This window comes from Rubrobacter tropicus (genome assembly GCF_011492945.1).
GTDB lineage: Bacteria > Actinomycetota > Rubrobacteria > Rubrobacterales > Rubrobacteraceae > Rubrobacter_D > Rubrobacter_D tropicus.
This window is the reverse complement of sequence record NZ_CP045119.1, coordinates 134,026-149,095: the sequence shown is the minus strand read 5'-3', so window position 1 is coordinate 149,095 and position 15,070 is coordinate 134,026. Positions and strand designations below refer to the sequence as shown.

The window sequence follows — 15,070 nt, the reverse complement described above, 5'->3', positions numbered from 1 at the left end:
GGAGGTCGAGATGAGCGCAGGAAGCGGCGGAGACGGATTCCAGCAGTTAGAGCAGCGGTATAGCGAGTACACCGTCTACGACCAGCACTACGAGAAGATCGGCAAAGTGGACGACATCTTTGTCGACGCGAACGACCAGCCCGAGTACATCGGCGTAAAGACCGGTTTCCTGGGCATGCATTCGACCCTGATCCCGATAGAGATCGTCCGCGTAAACGACCGCCGCAAGCTCGTGGAGGTCGCGGCGGACGAAGAGACCATAAAGCACGCCCCGACCTTCGACGACGACAACGACATAACGCCGGAATACGAGGACCGGGTCCACGGCTACTTCGGCCTAGAACGCCCGCCGCACATGCAGTCCAGCACCGGCTACGGCAGTTACTACGACTCGCCCGTGGAGGACGCCGCGCGGGAAGAGGACCTGCGCCGCTCGGTGGACACCGAATACGGCGAGCGCGCGGAGCCGTCGGGGCGTCCGGCCGAGACCGCCCCGACGGGCGGCGGCAACATCGACGTGCCGCTCGGGGACACCGGGTCTACGGCGGTGCCGCCCGGGGAGGAGCCCGCGGGTACGCCCACGGGCTCCACGGACCCGTTCGACGCCGACGCGGCGACGCGCACGGAAGGAGAGACGCGCGACGACGTGGAGATCCAGGGCGACAGGAACGTCAGGGTCTTCAAGCGCACCCGCAGGTAGGAACCGGGCCAGCCACGCACCCAATCCTCAGATGCCGGTTCGCCTGTAGAATGGGCGGATCTGTGGGACCGGAGGACGTTCGCGGGAGGGGGAGGTAGCCGACGGTGGAAGCGCAATTGCAGTACGGGACGGGTAACCTGGAAGTAGAGATCCCGTCCTCCAACGTAACGGTGCTCGCGCCCAGGCCGGAGGCGGGGCTGCCGGACGAGGCGGCGGCCTTCAGGGAGGCGGCGCGGGAACCCATCGACTCGGCCCCGCTGAAGGAGCTCGTCGGCGCCGGCGAGCGACTCGCCGTCGTGATCCCGGACATCACCCGCGCCCTGCCCCGAGAACGCCTCCTGCCCTGGCTCTTCGAGGAGCTCTCCCACGTCCCGCCGGAGAACGTCACCATCGTCAACGGCACGGGCTCCCACCGCGCCAACACCGAAGAGGAGTTGGTAGCGATGGTCGGAAAAGACGTCTACGAGACCTACCGAGTCGTCAACCACGACGCCCACGACCCGAACACGCTCGCCCTTGCCGGGAAGACGCCGGAGGGGCGGGACGTCTACATGAACCGCGAGTACGTCGAGGCCGACCGGCGCGTCGTGCTCGGTTTCATCGAGCCGCACTTCATGGCCGGGTTCAGCGGCGGGTACAAGGGCATCTTCCCCGCCGTGGCCGACGTGGGTTCGATCATGCACTACCACAGGGCCGCGGTCATCGGGCACGAACGGAGCACCTGGGGCGTCATGGAGGACAACCCGACGCAGGACCAGATCCGCGCCAACGGCTCCCTCCTGCCGCTCGACTTCTGCATAAACGTGACCCTGAACCGGGAACGCGAGATCACGGGCTTCTACTGCGGCGACCCCATAACCGCCCACGAGAAGGGCTGCGAGGCGAGCAAATCCTCCGTCATGGTCCCCTGCGAGCACGAGTATCCCATCGTCGTAACCACCAACGGCGGCTACCCCCTCGACCAGAATCTCTACCAGGCCGTAAAAGGCATGTCCGCCGCCGCCCAGATCGTCTCGGACGGCGGCCTCATCATCTCCGTCGCCCGCTGCAACGACGGCTTCCCGGCCCACGGCAACTTCCGCGACATGCTCTTAGAGCACGACTCCCCCGAGGCCATGCTCGAAACCATCTACGCCCCAGGCTTCCAGAAGTACGACCAGTGGCAGGTCCAGCTCTTCGCCCACATCCTGCAAAAGGCCCGCGTCGCCCTCCACAGCGAGATAGGGCCCGAAGACGTCCGCAACGTCCACCTCGAACCCGTAGAGGACATAGCGGCCCGCATCGCCCGGGAGCTGGAGAGCGTAGGCCAGGACGCTCCCATAGCCGTCCTCCCCGAAGGTCCCATGACCGTGCCCTACCTGGAGCAGGCGCCGGTCAGGGCGTAAATTCCCGAACCTCTTGGCGAAGACCTTCCAGAACGTTTCGCGCCGCGTCATTCGCCGCATCTTCCCGTGGTAAGATGCGTCATTGAAGTAAGGAGTGCGGTTTTGATAAGGGCAACCTTGACGAGTAAGGGACAATTAACGATCCCCAAGGACGTGCGGGATCGTTTGGGTTTGAAAAGCGGGGACCGGGTTGTGTTCGAGTTCGAGGATGACTTCGTGCGTCTCAGGGTCGAGCGTCGCAAGGGCCTGGGGGAGCTTATGGGTAGTCTGCCCGCCACCCGTCCGTATCCGGGCAAAGAGGCCGAACGGGAAGCAGCACGCCAGTATCTCGTTCGTAAGACTCTCGAAGGACCATGAGCGAAGAAGCTTCCTGGTGGGTCGACGCGAACGTGTTGTTACGCTTTCTGACGAACGATCCTCCAGAGCTCGCAGAGCGGGCGTCCAGGTTGCTGGAGAAAGCGGAGCGAGACAAGGTTCCGCTTCGAGTGCATTCCGTGGTGGTGGCGGAGATAGTTTGGGTGCTTCAGTCCTTCTACGGGCGCTCGAAGGGTGAGATCTCCGGCGCTCTCATCCCCCTTCTGGAGCATCGTGCGCTGAGACCCGAAAGTGCCGGGGACGTGATCCGGGCACTAGAAACCATGACTTCCAGCAACGTAGACTTCGCAGATGCGCTGCTCGCAGGAACGGCCCGTTCTCAAGGCGGCGGTGTAGCTTCCTTCGACAAAGATTTCCGGAAGCTCGACGTCCAGTGGCGCGAGCCGGACTGACGCCCGAACGTACTCAGGCTCTGGCGCTGCCCTCCAGAAACCGGGTCAGGCGCAGATGCACGCCCTCGTCCTCGTCTGTGACGTAGTAGGCGCGGTCGTTGTCTGCGACGGCGAGGCCCTCGACGCGCGGCAGGTTCGGGAACTCGCGGACGAACTCGCCTTCCAGGTGGCCGGAGTGGGCGTCGGCGGGCATGGCGCAGCGGAAGTGGGTTGCGACGGTCTCCCTGCCGCCGGGGTAGTCCTGGATCAGGACGCTCCCCTTGTCCCGGCTGTCTACGTTGCCCGTTACTACGTGTAGCTCCTCGCCGTTCCCGGTGAGATGGAGGGCGAGGTCGCGCACGCCCGCGATGTCGCCACCCTTGCCGACGGCATCGACGGTCCAGAAACCGCGGACCTCGGGCAGGCCGTCCTCGTCGAAGAGGCGGTCTATGCCCCTGATCTCGACTAGCAGGGGGTTTCCGTCGGCGGCGGTCGGGAAGCGGAGACCGAGGAGCAGCGACCCGTCCTGGCGGAAGGCCGCGCCTTCTATGTTGATGGGGTAGTCGTCCTCGCGCACGAGGCCGGACCACTTCTTCTTCTCCTTCTTGCCGCGTTTTATGGTCGCGTCGATAAAGGCTTCGCGGGCCTGTTTTCCTAGCGGGATCAGGTCTATCCCGTGCTCCTCGAAGGCGTCGTTGACGGCGCGGTGGAGGGCGAAGGAGCGGCGGGCGACCTCCAGGTTCATCGCCGGGTCTTCGGTGACGTGCCCGACCTCGGCCTCCCGGAAGCGGGCGACGAAGCCCCTCTTGGGCTGCAGCGGTCCTGACTTGCTGCCGAAGTGGGAGCCCAGGATGTAGACCATTCCGCTTACGTGGTCGCGCGTGATCGCCTCCGCGTCCTCGGTCTTGCCCGCGTCCCCGCTCACGCGGGCGTGCAGCCGCTCTATCTCCCAGCCCTCGTCCTGCGCGGAGCCGCTCCGGTGGCCGATGGCGGCGACGCAGTCCTCGATCTCACCCTCGTCGAGAACAGCCCAGAACCCGAGGTCCCACCCCTGGGCCCCAAGCAAGGCCGTGTCCTCCATTACCAGCAGCCCGGAAGCCTCGTTCGGGTGCAAATTGAGGTCCATCTGAAAGAGCCCGTCGTCGGTCACGCTTTTCCTCCTGTAGAGACAGAGCCCAATACTACGCGAACGCCGCGCGAGAGTTCCGGGTTGCAACGCCGCCGCACCATGCTACATTCTTGGCTTGTCTGAATTCTTCTTAAGAAGACTCCTGGCGGTGGCGTTCCTGGGTTTGTTGTCCGCCGCGCTTGGGCTGTTCTTGCTGAGAGACGACACGGAAGTCGTCGTGAGCGAGGTGACGGCCGTCAGGAGCTCTGACGTCTCCGGCGCCCCCGAGTCGGTGGACGGGCGGACCATGGTCGCCTCCTACTACGCGAGCGTGCTGGAGGGCAACCCGACGGCCAGCGGGGAAGCCTACGACCCCGAGAAATACACGGCGGCCCACAGGACCCTGGCGATGGGGACGGAGCTACACGTCAGCCACGAAGACGAGTCCGTCAGGGTCGTCGTAAACGACCGCGGTCCCTACGCGCCCGGTCACGACCTGGACCTCTCGCTCGCCGCGGCGCGTGAGATCGGGCTTCTGGGCCCAGGCACGGCGCCCGTAAGGGTCGTGGTGGACGAGAAGCCCTAGGCTCCTCCCTTCGGTCGTCGCGCACGCTTCGCCCTGCTTCGCCCTGCTTCGCAGGGCTCCGCTTTCAGCCCGGCGCTATCGCGCCTTTCAGCACGCTCCGGCTTCGCCTACGCTTTCGGCACGCCTCCTTTGGAGGCTTTCAGCTTTTTAGGAAGTCTAGTACCAGGGTGTTGAATTCGTCCGGGGTTTCCATGTTCGGGAGGTGGGCCGTGCCGGGGAGCACGGCTTTTCGCGCGTTCGGCAGGTTCTTCGTTAGCAGGTCGGCGGCTGCGAGGGGTCTGGGCCGGTCCTCGTCGCCGATGAGGACTAGGGTGGGCGCTTGTATTTGCGACAGGCGGGTTGCCGCGGGTGGCTTGAGGGGCAGTTCCTCGCCTATTTCCAGGGCTTCGTTCTTGAGGGCGATCTCGTTCATCTCCCTGACGAGGTCGCGCACGGCAGGGTCGACTACGTCGGGGCCGCGGCGGGGGCCGTCGACCCACATCCTGACCTCCAGCTCGGAGACCCGTTGGAGGTCGCCGGCCTCGTCTGCGGCGACCAGCTCGTCCCACTCCTCGGGAGGCCCTTCGTCGAACTCGAAGCCGCTTACGGCCGGGCCCACCAGGACGAGGGCTTCGACCCTCTCAGGGTTCTCGAGGGCGAAGTCTATGACCGCGCCGCCGCCCTGAGAGCAGCCAACGAAGGAAGCGCGGCCGACGTTCAGAGCGTCAAGGAGGGCGCACAGGTCGGCGTGGTGGGAGTAAGGGCCTTCCACCATGCGGGAACGGCCGAAGCCCCGCATGTCGTGGCGGATGGTCCGGTAGTGACTGGAGAAGGCGTCCATCTGGGGGCCCCACATCCTGCCGTCAGCTATGCCGGCGTGTACGAGCACGAGCGGCTCGCCGCTTCCGGAGATCTCGTAGTAGAGCGTGGCGCCGTTGGTTTCGGCCGTTCCTGTGGTTCGGGGCATCGGCTCCCCTTTCTCGACCGGCGGCGTGCGCGCCCGGTCGAAGTGGCGGTAGATCCTGCGCTGTAGGGGAAAATATTCGTCTGGAGACGCACCGGCAGACCGGTGATACGAGGCCAGTATACGGTCCTCGTCCTTCAGGCGCTATCGGATTTCGAACCGGGTGTAACATCTGGCCTGGAAGGCCATGAGAGAGGAGAGCGCCATGACCCTGACGATCGGGACCGGACCCTTCGGGGACCAGAGCACGGGCACTTTCAACTTCGAGGTTACGGCCCCCCGCAACCATCCCCTGTATCTGGAGGATTCCCCGCGCCGGGTGCGGGTCGTCTTCGCCGGCGAGACCGTCGCGGACAGCCGCTCCGTGAAGCTCTTGCACGAGAAGAACCACCTCCCCGTCTACTACTTCCCGGAGGAGGACGTCCGCCGCGACCTGCTGGAAGAGACGGACCACACGACCCACTGTCCCTTCAAGGGCGACGCCTCCTACTGGTCGGTGAAGGTCGGCGACAGGGTGGCCGAGAACGCGGTCTGGGGATACCCGGAGCCGCTCGACTCGGCCCCGCCCCTGAAAGGGCTCGTGGCGTTCTACTGGAAGGCGATGGACGCCTGGTTCGAGGAGGAAGAGGAGGTCTTCGTCCATCCCCGCGACCCGTACCACAGGGTGGACGTGCTGGAAAGCTCGCGGCGCGTAAAGGTCTCCGTAAGCGGCGAGGTGTTGGCCGAGACGGACCGCCCGAAGGTCCTGTTCGAGACCGGGCTGCCGCCGCGCTACTACATCCCGCCGGAGGACGTGCGCCGGGAGGCGCTACGGCCCAGCGAGAAGGAGACGCGGTGCCCCTACAAGGGCGTCGCTTCCTACTACTCCGTGGAGGCCGGCGGAGAGCTTCTCGAAGACATCGTCTGGTACTACCCCGAGCCCATACCGGCGGTGGCCGGCATCGTGGACCACCTCTGCTTCTTCAACGAGAAGGTGGACCTCGAAGTGGACGGCGAGCGGCAGAAGAAGCCCCGGACGCAGTGGTCGTGAGTAGCTGTCAGCCATCAGCTTTCAGCAAGAACTGTAACGAGTTGAATGCTGGTGGCGCGAACGGAACAGACCGTAGATAGCCGGTGACCGGCGGTGGGCCGCGGCCGCCGACGGGCCAGGTTCGGCTGCGGGACGTGGACGAAGGCGATCTCACCACGTTCTTCGACCAGCAACTCGACCCGGAGGCGAACAGGATGGCCGCCTTTACCTCCAGGAACCCGGCCGACAGGGATGCTTTCGCGGCTCACTGGTCCAGGATTCTGGGTGACGAAACCATCGTGAAGAAGACCGTCCTCTTCGACGGGCTGGTGGCGGGCAACGTCCTTGGCTTCGAGCAATTCGGCGGGCGCGAGGTGAGCTACTGGATCGGCAAGGAGTTCTGGAACAGGGGCATCGCCACCAGGGCCCTCTCGGAGTTCCTGAACCAGACGGAGACGCGCCCCCTCTACGCCCGCGCCGCCAAAGACAACCTCCCCTCCATCCGGGTCCTCGAGAAGTGCGGGTTCACCATCTCCGGAGAGGACGGAGGGTTCTCCAACGCCCGCGGCGAGGAGGTCGAAGAATTCATCCTCATACAGCGGCCGGAACAAGAGGCCAGATCAACCACGGCCCGAAGCGATCAGAACCAGTAGCTGAAAGCCGACGGCTGATAGCTGACAGCTCTACTACGGCGCGAGGCCCTTCTTCCGCAACTCTTCCTGAGCCTGCGACGACTTCTCGAGACCGTCGAGTCCCATGCCGCGGAGCACCTCGGGGGCTTTGGTGAACTGGACGTTCCGGTACTCCACGACCTGCCAGCGGTTGCCCCACGGGTCGAGAAAGTCGAGGCCGCGTCCCGGGAGTATGTCCACTCCCATCTCCCTCAGCGCCCGCCGCACGGCCTTCCTGTCGTCCACCACGATCCCGACGTGCCTGTGCCCATCGGGCGGCTGCGTCCTGTCCCCGGCGATGGCGATGAACTGGTCCCCGGCATCGATGAACGCCATCTTCGGCCCACGCCCGCGCAGCTCGAAATCGAAGATGCGTCCGTAGAAATCAAGCGCCTCGTCCACGTCGTCGACCTCGACGGCGACGTGGTTGAACCCGACCAGCCTGGCGCGCTCTTCCATGCCCGGATTATCCTACTCTCGGGCATGTGCCGCCACCAGGCCGAACCTCAAAGCTGGGGCAGAACGGACCCCGCCATCGCCTCCAGGCCGTCGACGTCGTCCGCCTCCAGCCACTGCAGCATCACCCGCCGCACCCCGGCCTCTTCCAGACGACCGAGCCTGTCGACGAACTCGTCCGCCGTCCCGACGATGACGGCGGCGTCCAGGTCTTCGCGCGGGACGCCGCCCAGCTTGCCGTCCACCTCAGCTTCCGTGCGGCCGAAGACGCCCCGCGTCATCAGGGTCCGGTGCACCTCCTCCGGCTGACGCCCGGCCTCCCGCAACAGCCCGTCCAGCCCGGCGTTGAGGTCCGCGAACTTCCCGGCCGTCAGGAAGACCGCGTTCCACTCGTCGGCGTATCGTGCCGTCAGTGGCAGCGTCCGGCGCGGGCCGTTGCCACCGATGACCACCGGAATCCCGCCAGGCCTCGGCGAGCGCACCGTCAGCACGGCATCTTCGAGCCGGTAGAACTCGCCGGCAAAAGAGACCGGTCTCTCACTACGGACGAGCCGGGTGATGACCTCCAACCCCTCCTCGAAGCGGGCGAAGCGGCGGTCGGTGTCGAGCAGGTCGAAGCCGAAGGCGTCGTGTTCCCGCTTTTGCCAGCCCGCCCCGACGCCGAGCCTGAGGCGTCCGCCAGCGAGGTTGTCCACCGCCGAGGCCTGCCAGGCCGTGATCACCGGGTGGCGGAAAGAGACCGGCGAGACGAGCGGCCCGAACTCGATCCTCTCCGTGTTATCAGCCAGCCACGCAAGCGACGTCCACAACTCAAGGGCGTCCTCGAGCGGGCCTTCCGGCTCCGTAAAGTGGTCGGAACGGTACAAACCGGCGTACCCCAGGTCCTCGACGGTCCGGCCCAGACGCTTCCAGCGCTCCCAGTTGATGCCGTACTGACCCTCGATCATTATGGCGACTTCGATCATCCGTTACCCCACATAAAGAGACGACGCATTGGATTCTAGCCTGTGGTGTGGCCAATGAATATAATGCCCATCGTGGCTTCCCTGGGTACCGAGATCCTAAGAAAAGCATGAGTCGGTAGGTCTCGGCGTGGCGGAACGAATCTTCGGACATATTCCTGGGTACCCCGAAGGAAGCCTGTTCGAGAGTCGTGCCGAACTCCGCGAGAGCGGGGTGCATCGGCCGATCCAAGCCGGCATATCCGGAAGCCAGACGGAGGGCGCAGAATCTATAGTTCTCTCCGGCGGATACGAAGACGATGCCGATGACGGAGACCTGATTATCTATACCGGCTACGGAGGAAGAAACCAGAGCACTGGCCGGCAAGACCACGACCAGCCTTTCTCCCATGGAAACAGGGCCCTCGCGCTTAGCAAGCAGAACGGCCTGCCGGTTCGCGTTATCCGCGGCTCCAAACACGATTCGCGCTACTCGCCGCCCTTCGGCTACAGCTACGACGGGCTCTACGCGGTCGAAGGGTTCTGGCACGAACCAGGCAGATCTGGCTTCGAGATCTGGCGCTTCCGTTTGGTGAAGATCCCGCAGAAGGTAACAGCCGGTCAGGGGGTTCGCGAAGATCCGGCCGAGTACTCGGTTGCCCGACGCCAAGAAATGCGGGTGTCACGGATCGTAAGAGACTCGGCGAAGGCGAGGAAGATCAAAGCGCTCTACAAGCACAGGTGTCAAATATGTGGAACCCGCCTATCATGCCCCGCAGGGCCATACTCAGAGGCCGCGCACATTCGTCCGCTTGGTGCTCCGCATGATGGCCCAGACACTGAAGACAACATTCTGTGCCTGTGTCCAAACCACCACGTGCTCTTCGACAACGGCGCCATCTCTGTCGCCAAGGATCTATCCCTGATCGGGGCCGATAAGGACGACCTCACCGTTCACAGACACCATCACATCAGTCTTCGACACCTTGCATACCACCGAAAGCATCTCGCCGTGGTCCCAGATTTCGAGCGCGAAGCCTCGGTGTAGACGCTCCCCGGTTGTCTCTAGCTCGCCGCGGCCTCCACGTCCTTTACCAGGACGCGCCCGCCGGAGCCCGTGCCCTTCACGCTCGTCGGGTCCACACCGAGTTCTTTCGCCCGGCGTTTGGCGGCGTCAGTAACCTCCGGTTCTTCCTGGTGGTCTTGCTGGGCTTCCGCCGAGACTTCCGGGACGTCGCCGCCATCCTCCTCCGTCTCGGCGGTCACGAAGCCCCCGTTTTCGTCGTGATCGGGGTGTTCTTCGACCTCGTCCGCGCCGGCTTCTCCCGCGGTCGGACGCTCGTTGAGGAGGGCGAGGATCTCCCGGTGCGATTCGGCCTGGTCTTCGCGTGTCTTTTCGATGCTCTTGGCGAGCTTCTCGTTCTCCTTGCGAAGCTTCTTTACTTCTTTGGCGAGATCCTTTACGGCCTTGTCCGTCTTTTTCGCCACGCCCTCAACCGCCTTTCATAGATCGGCAACCCCCCGAAGGATGACACAGCCGGCGCGCCGGGGCTACAGCACGCTCGGCAGGTGTGAGGGACGGGTCTTCTCGAAGGCTTCGAGGTCGTCCTCGTGCGTCAGCGTCAGGGCGATGTCGTCGAGGCCGTTGAGGAGGCGGTAGCGGGCGAAGTTGTCGAAGGCGAAGGGCTCCTCGAAGCCCGGGGCTTTTACGACGCGGCCTTCGAGGTCCACGGAGACGACGGTCTCCGGGTCCTCGCGGACCATTTCGAGGAGCTTCTCCACCGCCTCTTCGGACAGCTCCACGGCCAGGAGCCCTATCTTGGCGCAGTTGTTCTTGAAAATGTCGGCGAAGGACGGGGCTATGACGGCGCCGAAGCCGTAGTCCTGGATCGCCCAGGGCGCGTGCTCCCTGCTGGACCCGCTCCCGAAGTTCTGGCCCGCGAGGAGCACCACGGCACCCTCGTGCTCGGGCTTGTTGAGGACGAAGTCCGGGTCCTCGCGCCAGGCCGAGAAGAGGAACTGGCCGAAGCCCGTCCGCTCTATGCGCTTGAGGGCGTCGGAGGGCACGATCTGGTCCGTGTCCACGTCGTCCCACCCGAGCGGGAGGGCTTTTCCTTCTACGGTCTTTACGGCTTCCACTAGAGCACCTCCACGGGTACGCCGAGTTCGCTTGGAGAGGCGAACCTTCCCATCACGGCAGTCGCGGCCGCCACGGCGGGGCTGACCAGGTGCGTCCTGCCGCCCTTGCCCTGGCGCCCCTCGAAGTTGCGGTTGGATGTAGAGGCGCAGCGCTCGCCGGGCTGCAGGATGTCCGGGTTCATGCCGAGGCACATCGAACACCCCGCGTTGCGCCAGTCGAAGCCGGCCTCCGTGAAGATCTCCATGAGGCCCTCTTCTTCGGCCTGCTTCTTGACGCGCATGGAGCCCGGCACGACCATCGCCCTTATGCCCTCTTTCACCTTCTGGCCTTCGAGCACCTTCGCGGCGGCCCGCAAATCCTCGATGCGGGCGTTGGTGCAGGAGCCGAGAAAGACGGTGTCCACCTCGATCTCCCGGATGGGCGTCCCCGGTTCCAGGTCCATGTACTTCAAGGCGCGCCTGTGGCCGTCGTTCTCGGGCTCGGGGACGACGTCGTCGAGGCCCACGGTCTGGGCCGGCGTGGTCCCCCAGGAGACGTAGGGGACGAGGTCTTCTGCGTGGATTACGACTTCCTTGTCGTACTCGGCCCCGTCGTCGCTGCGCAGCGCCTTCCACTCCTCGACGGCCCGGTCCCACTCCCCGCCCTTCGGGGCGTACTCGCGGCCTTTGAGGTACTCGAAGGTCGTCTCGTCGGGGGCTATGAGGCCCGCCCTGGCGCCGCCCTCTATGGACATGTTGCAGATGGTCATGCGGCCCTCCATCGAGAGGGAACGGACAGCCTCGCCCCTGTACTCGATGACGTGGCCCACGCCGCCGCCCGTGCCAATCCTATTCAGGATGCCGAGCATCAGGTCCTTGGCCGTCACGTCCGCGGGCAACTCGCCCTCCACGGTGACGGCCATCGTCTTCGGCCGGCTCTGGGGAAGGGTCTGGGTCGCAAGCACGTGCTCGACCTCGCTCGTGCCGATGCCGAAGGCGAGCGCCCCGAAGGCGCCGTGGGTAGCCGTGTGGGAGTCGCCGCAGACGATGACGAGGCCGGGCTGGGTCAATCCCGTCTCCGGGCCTATGATGTGGACGATGCCCTGGCCGATGGCGCCCCACTTGTTGAGCTCGATCCCGAACTCCTCGCAGTTCGTCTCCAGCGCCTCCATCTGCTTTTTGGAGACCTCGTCCTTGATGGGCATGCCCACGGGCGTGGTCGGCACGTTGTGGTCCATGGTGGCGTAGGTGAGGTCGGGGCGGCGTACCTTGCGGCCCGCGAGCCTCAGGCCCTCGAAAGCCTGCGGGCTCGTCACCTCGTGGACGAGGTGCAGGTCCACGTAGAGGAGGTCGGGCTCGCCCTCGGCGCTCCTCACGACGTGCTTCTCCCACACTTTCTCTACGAGCGTCTTCGGACTAGCCATCGCGTTCCTTTCCGTTGTACGAATACTCTGCCTTCTTGCGGCCCGCGTAGACCGCGAAACGGTTGCCGTCGTGCCGGCTCCGTACGTCCCCGAACCCGGCGTCCTCCAGCCACCGGAGCTGGTCTTTGAGGGTCGCGTTCTTATCGGCCCTCATTCGCCTGAACGCGGAGGCAAGATCCTCCTCGGTGGCGCCTGCCTCGCGCGCGCTCCTCTGCCACCACTCCTCGTAGCGCGCCTCCTCCTCCGGCGTCTCGCCCCGTACCTGGTCCAGGTTGACGAAGCACCCGCCCAAGACGAGCGAGCCGTGGACCTTCTCGAACGTCTCCCGCTTATCCCCGTCCGTGAGGTGGTGGATGGAGAGCGCCGAGACGACGAGGTCGTAGCCCGCGGGAAGCTCCTTGCGGGCGAAGTCCATGACGCGAAACTCGAAGCGGTTCGTCTCGGGCGCGAAGCGCCGGCGCGCGACGCGCAACATCTCGACGGAGAGGTCGACGAGCGTAACCCTGGCCCGCGGGAAACGGTCCGCGACCACGGCGCTCAACAACCCGGTCCCGGCCCCGAGGTCCAGCACCTTTATTGGTCGATCCACCCCGAAAGGGATGCTCCCCAACACGGCCCCGTAAAGCTCGTCGAGGCCAGGCACGAGCCTGCGGCGGGCCTCGTCGTACCCGCCGGCCGCCTCATCGAAGAGCGCCCCGACGGTCACCCGGTCCTCCCGGAACGGGTCGCCATCATGTTGAGCCTTACGTAGTCGAGGAGCGTCTCTCCGTCTTCGGCCACGATCTCCCCGGCCACCGCGGCGGCGAAGGGCTCGCGTTCTTCCTCGGGCAACCGCTCCAGGTGCCCGCCCAACACGACCGCCGCCAGAAAGCGCGTCAGCTCCCCGACGGACCCGAACCCGGTCAACTCCTCGTGCAGCCAGGTCTCGACACCCTCGAACCCGGCGGCCTCCAGACGTTCTTTCGTCTCGCCCGCCCCGGCGTAGTTCTTGTCGTCGTCCCAGCCCTCGAAGTACCCGCGGAAACGGTCCCGCCCCATGACCTCCCGCGTCGCGCGCGTCGCCCTGGAGATGTTCCCCTCGCCGCCGCACTGGGCCGCCAGCCGCCCGCCCGGCTTCAGGACGCCCGCGAGGCGGTCGAAGAGGCGCCGGTGGTCCCCGATCCAGTGAAACGTCGCGGTGGAGAAGACGAGGTCCACGGGCTCCTCGACCGTAAGCTCCAGCAGGTCCTGGTGCTCGACCCGCACCCGCGGCTCCCCGGCGAACCTCTCCCCCGCCGCCTCGACCATGGCCCGCGACCCGTCTACCGCCAACACCGTCCCCCGCGGCAACTTCTCCAGAAGAAGCGCCGTCACCTTCCCCGTCCCGCACCCGGCGTCGATGGCATCCTCGTCGCCCCCCAACTCCAGACGGTCCAGGAACACCGCCCCCCACCGCGTCTGCGGCGAGGAGAGCCCCTCGTAAGCGACCGCGTTCCACTCCCGCGCCAAGCTACGGACGCCCCTTGCTTTGTTTCAACATGTGAGACACAATGTTTGACATATGGACAGTATAAGAGAGACGGGCGTCGGGGGCAAGAGCGGGGTCGGGGTCCTGGACAAGGCGGTTGGGATTCTATCCTTTCTGGCCGAGGACGGGCCCGCGAGCCTGGCCGGGGTGGTGAAGGGGACCGGGTTGGCGCGTCCGACGGCGTACAGGTTGTTGGCGGCTTTGGAGGCGCACGGGCTGGTGGCGCGGGAAGAAGGCCGTTACCTGCTCGGGCCGCGGTTGTTGAGTTGGGGGGGTGGGACGGTGGGGTCGGATCTGGTCGGGGTCGCCACGCCGGTTCTGGAGGGGCTCAGGGACGGGACCGGGGAGAGCACGCAGCTCTACGTGAGGGAGGGGGATCGCCGGGTGTGCGTGGCCTCCGTGGAGCGGACGGGCGGAGGGCTGAGGGATGCGGTGCCCGTGGGCGCCGTGCTGCCGCTGGGACACGGTTCCGGGGGCAAGGTGCTCCTGGCGTGGTCGGAAGAGACCGACCACGAGGCGGGGGAACTGGCGGAGGTCCGGGCCCGAGGCTGGGCCGAGAGCGTGGCCGAGCGGGAGGCCGGCGTGGCGAGCGTGAGCGCGCCGGTCTTCGACTCCGACGGGAAGCTAAGAGCCGCCGTCTGCGCTAGCGGTCCTATCTCGCGCCTGGGCGACCGGCCGGGCCGGCGGCTGTCGCACCTCGTGGTGGAGGCGGCGCGCCGGATAGAAGCTCTTTACAACAAATAATTTTCGTAACAATACTCTTAACGCATCGTTCACCAATCTCCCTCGAAAAAACTATATGTTTGGGAAGCTGGTGATGGTGTGGGACACGAAGCGCGCAAGGTTCGCCCAAGACGGCATTCGATGATGATCGGCCGAAGCCGAAAGGGGTTCTCTGTTCGATCTCCGCCGAACCGGCGCGCGCCTTCCCGTCCTTTCTTCACGCCTTCCGGAAGCCACACGTCTCCGGAGGAGGCGCCTTGCGAGGCCGGGTGGGCGGGTTCGGGCATCAGTTCGTGGTCGAGTCTTTAGAGGAGGTCCGATGGTTCGCACTTTCGCACTCGTGGTCGGTATCGTTTTTCTGGTGGTGGGCATCCTCGGGTTCATACCCGGCCTGACCACGGGTGGCGGGGAGTACCTGTTAGGCATCTTCGCCGTCGACGCCACGCACAACCTGATCCACCTGCTGGTCGGCGCTCTGGGTCTCGCCGCCTTTTATTGGGATCGGGCGAGGCTATATTGCCAGGTGCTGGGCGTGGTTTATCTGGCGGTGGGCATCCTCGGCTTTATCCCGGCGCTCGTATTCGGCGAGAAGTTGCTTGGCATCTTCGCCGTGAACCTGGCGGACAACCTGCTACATCTCGTCGTTGGCGCGTTCGCGGCCTACCTCGGCTTCGCTCCGCAGGCCACCGGACGCCGTATCTCCCCCACCCACTAAAGCGGTCAGCAGTCAGCCCGCTCCGGCTTCGCCTCCGC

19 protein-coding genes are annotated in these 15,070 nt (G+C 65.5%); 10 read left to right on the top strand and 9 right to left on the bottom strand.

Features of this window, described 5'->3' with window-relative positions:
* The first annotated feature begins 10 nt into the window (after nt 1–10).
* From GBA63_RS00775 to GBA63_RS00760, 4 genes are all read left to right on the top strand, one after another.
* Nucleotides 11–700, top strand: coding sequence for a PRC-barrel domain-containing protein (locus GBA63_RS00775; RefSeq protein ID WP_166172560.1), 690 nt, complete (start codon nt 11–13; stop codon nt 698–700).
* Nucleotides 701–804: 104 nt separating this feature from the next.
* Nucleotides 805–2,085: a nickel-dependent lactate racemase gene (gene larA / locus GBA63_RS00770; RefSeq protein ID WP_166172558.1), complete on the top strand. Its 1,281-nt coding sequence runs from the start codon at nt 805–807 to the stop codon at nt 2,083–2,085.
* Between the two features lie 66 nt (nt 2,086–2,151).
* Nucleotides 2,152–2,442 carry an AbrB/MazE/SpoVT family DNA-binding domain-containing protein gene (locus tag GBA63_RS24225; RefSeq protein ID WP_407690823.1) on the top strand — a complete coding sequence of 97 codons (291 nt, stop codon included), beginning with the start codon at nt 2,152–2,154 and terminating at the stop codon, nt 2,440–2,442.
* Nucleotides 2,439–2,852, top strand: coding sequence for a PIN domain-containing protein (locus tag GBA63_RS00760; RefSeq protein ID WP_166172556.1), 414 nt, complete (start codon nt 2,439–2,441; stop codon nt 2,850–2,852). The genes GBA63_RS24225 and GBA63_RS00760 overlap by 4 nt, the downstream gene beginning before the upstream one ends.
* A gap of 13 nt (nt 2,853–2,865) precedes the next feature.
* Here the strand turns inward: GBA63_RS00760 and GBA63_RS00755 are convergent, their stop codons facing one another.
* Nucleotides 2,866–3,981, bottom strand: a complete 1,116-nt coding sequence (locus tag GBA63_RS00755; RefSeq protein WP_166172554.1) for a hypothetical protein — start codon at nt 3,979–3,981, stop codon at nt 2,866–2,868.
* A gap of 127 nt (nt 3,982–4,108) precedes the next feature.
* Between GBA63_RS00755 and GBA63_RS00750 the strand changes: the two genes are divergently transcribed.
* Nucleotides 4,109–4,525, top strand: coding sequence for a septal ring lytic transglycosylase RlpA family protein (locus GBA63_RS00750; protein ID WP_166172552.1), 417 nt, complete (start codon nt 4,109–4,111; stop codon nt 4,523–4,525).
* Between the two features lie 139 nt (nt 4,526–4,664).
* On the opposite strand, the gene GBA63_RS00745 is transcribed toward GBA63_RS00750, so the two are convergent.
* Complete coding sequence (locus GBA63_RS00745) at nt 4,665–5,471, bottom strand: alpha/beta fold hydrolase (protein WP_166172550.1); 807 nt, start codon at nt 5,469–5,471, stop codon at nt 4,665–4,667.
* A 184-nt stretch (nt 5,472–5,655) separates the two neighbouring features.
* On the opposite strand from GBA63_RS00745, the gene GBA63_RS00740 reads away from it, so the two are divergent.
* Both GBA63_RS00740 and GBA63_RS00735 read left to right on the top strand, forming a co-directional pair.
* Nucleotides 5,656–6,498: a DUF427 domain-containing protein gene (locus tag GBA63_RS00740; protein ID WP_228282251.1), complete on the top strand. Its 843-nt coding sequence runs from the start codon at nt 5,656–5,658 to the stop codon at nt 6,496–6,498.
* Nucleotides 6,499–6,581: 83 nt separating this feature from the next.
* Nucleotides 6,582–7,130 (top strand): GNAT family N-acetyltransferase, encoded by a 549-nt coding sequence (locus GBA63_RS00735; RefSeq protein ID WP_166172548.1) that lies wholly within the window; start codon nt 6,582–6,584, stop codon nt 7,128–7,130.
* 33 nt (nt 7,131–7,163) lie between these two features.
* Here GBA63_RS00735 and GBA63_RS00730 read toward each other — a convergent pair whose 3' ends face one another.
* A complete protein-coding gene (locus tag GBA63_RS00730; protein WP_166172546.1) occupies nt 7,164–7,607 on the bottom strand; it encodes a VOC family protein in 444 nt (147 codons plus the stop codon).
* 47 nt (nt 7,608–7,654) lie between these two features.
* On the bottom strand, nt 7,655–8,569 hold the full coding sequence (locus tag GBA63_RS00725; protein ID WP_166172544.1) for a TIGR03560 family F420-dependent LLM class oxidoreductase: 915 nt from the start codon (nt 8,567–8,569) through the stop codon (nt 7,655–7,657).
* Between the two features lie 127 nt (nt 8,570–8,696).
* Here GBA63_RS00725 and GBA63_RS00720 point away from each other — a divergent pair, with 127 nt between their 5' ends.
* Nucleotides 8,697–9,593, top strand: a complete 897-nt coding sequence (locus GBA63_RS00720) for a YDG/SRA domain-containing protein (protein ID WP_166172542.1) — start codon at nt 8,697–8,699, stop codon at nt 9,591–9,593.
* A 17-nt stretch (nt 9,594–9,610) separates the two neighbouring features.
* Here GBA63_RS00720 and GBA63_RS00715 read toward each other — a convergent pair whose 3' ends face one another.
* The 5 genes from GBA63_RS00715 to GBA63_RS00695 form a co-directional block, all read right to left on the bottom strand.
* Nucleotides 9,611–10,033, bottom strand: a complete 423-nt coding sequence (locus GBA63_RS00715; RefSeq protein WP_166172540.1) for an E3 binding domain-containing protein — start codon at nt 10,031–10,033, stop codon at nt 9,611–9,613.
* A 63-nt stretch (nt 10,034–10,096) separates the two neighbouring features.
* Nucleotides 10,097–10,684 (bottom strand): 3-isopropylmalate dehydratase small subunit, encoded by a 588-nt coding sequence (gene leuD, locus GBA63_RS00710; RefSeq protein ID WP_166172538.1) that lies wholly within the window; start codon nt 10,682–10,684, stop codon nt 10,097–10,099.
* Nucleotides 10,684–12,087: a 3-isopropylmalate dehydratase large subunit gene (gene leuC / locus GBA63_RS00705; protein ID WP_166172536.1), complete on the bottom strand. Its 1,404-nt coding sequence runs from the start codon at nt 12,085–12,087 to the stop codon at nt 10,684–10,686. The genes leuD and leuC overlap by 1 nt, the downstream gene beginning before the upstream one ends.
* Nucleotides 12,080–12,793, bottom strand: coding sequence for a class I SAM-dependent methyltransferase (locus tag GBA63_RS00700; RefSeq protein WP_166172534.1), 714 nt, complete (start codon nt 12,791–12,793; stop codon nt 12,080–12,082). The genes leuC and GBA63_RS00700 overlap by 8 nt, the downstream gene beginning before the upstream one ends.
* Nucleotides 12,790–13,575, bottom strand: coding sequence for a class I SAM-dependent methyltransferase (locus GBA63_RS00695; protein ID WP_166172532.1), 786 nt, complete (start codon nt 13,573–13,575; stop codon nt 12,790–12,792). The genes GBA63_RS00700 and GBA63_RS00695 overlap by 4 nt, the downstream gene beginning before the upstream one ends.
* Before the next feature lie 52 nt (nt 13,576–13,627).
* On the opposite strand from GBA63_RS00695, the gene GBA63_RS00690 reads away from it, so the two are divergent.
* Both GBA63_RS00690 and GBA63_RS00685 read left to right on the top strand, forming a co-directional pair.
* On the top strand, nt 13,628–14,338 hold the full coding sequence (locus tag GBA63_RS00690; protein WP_166172530.1) for an IclR family transcriptional regulator: 711 nt from the start codon (nt 13,628–13,630) through the stop codon (nt 14,336–14,338).
* A gap of 298 nt (nt 14,339–14,636) precedes the next feature.
* A complete protein-coding gene (locus GBA63_RS00685) occupies nt 14,637–15,032 on the top strand; it encodes a DUF4383 domain-containing protein (protein WP_166172528.1) in 396 nt (131 codons plus the stop codon).
* The last annotated feature ends 38 nt before the right edge of the window (nt 15,033–15,070 follow it).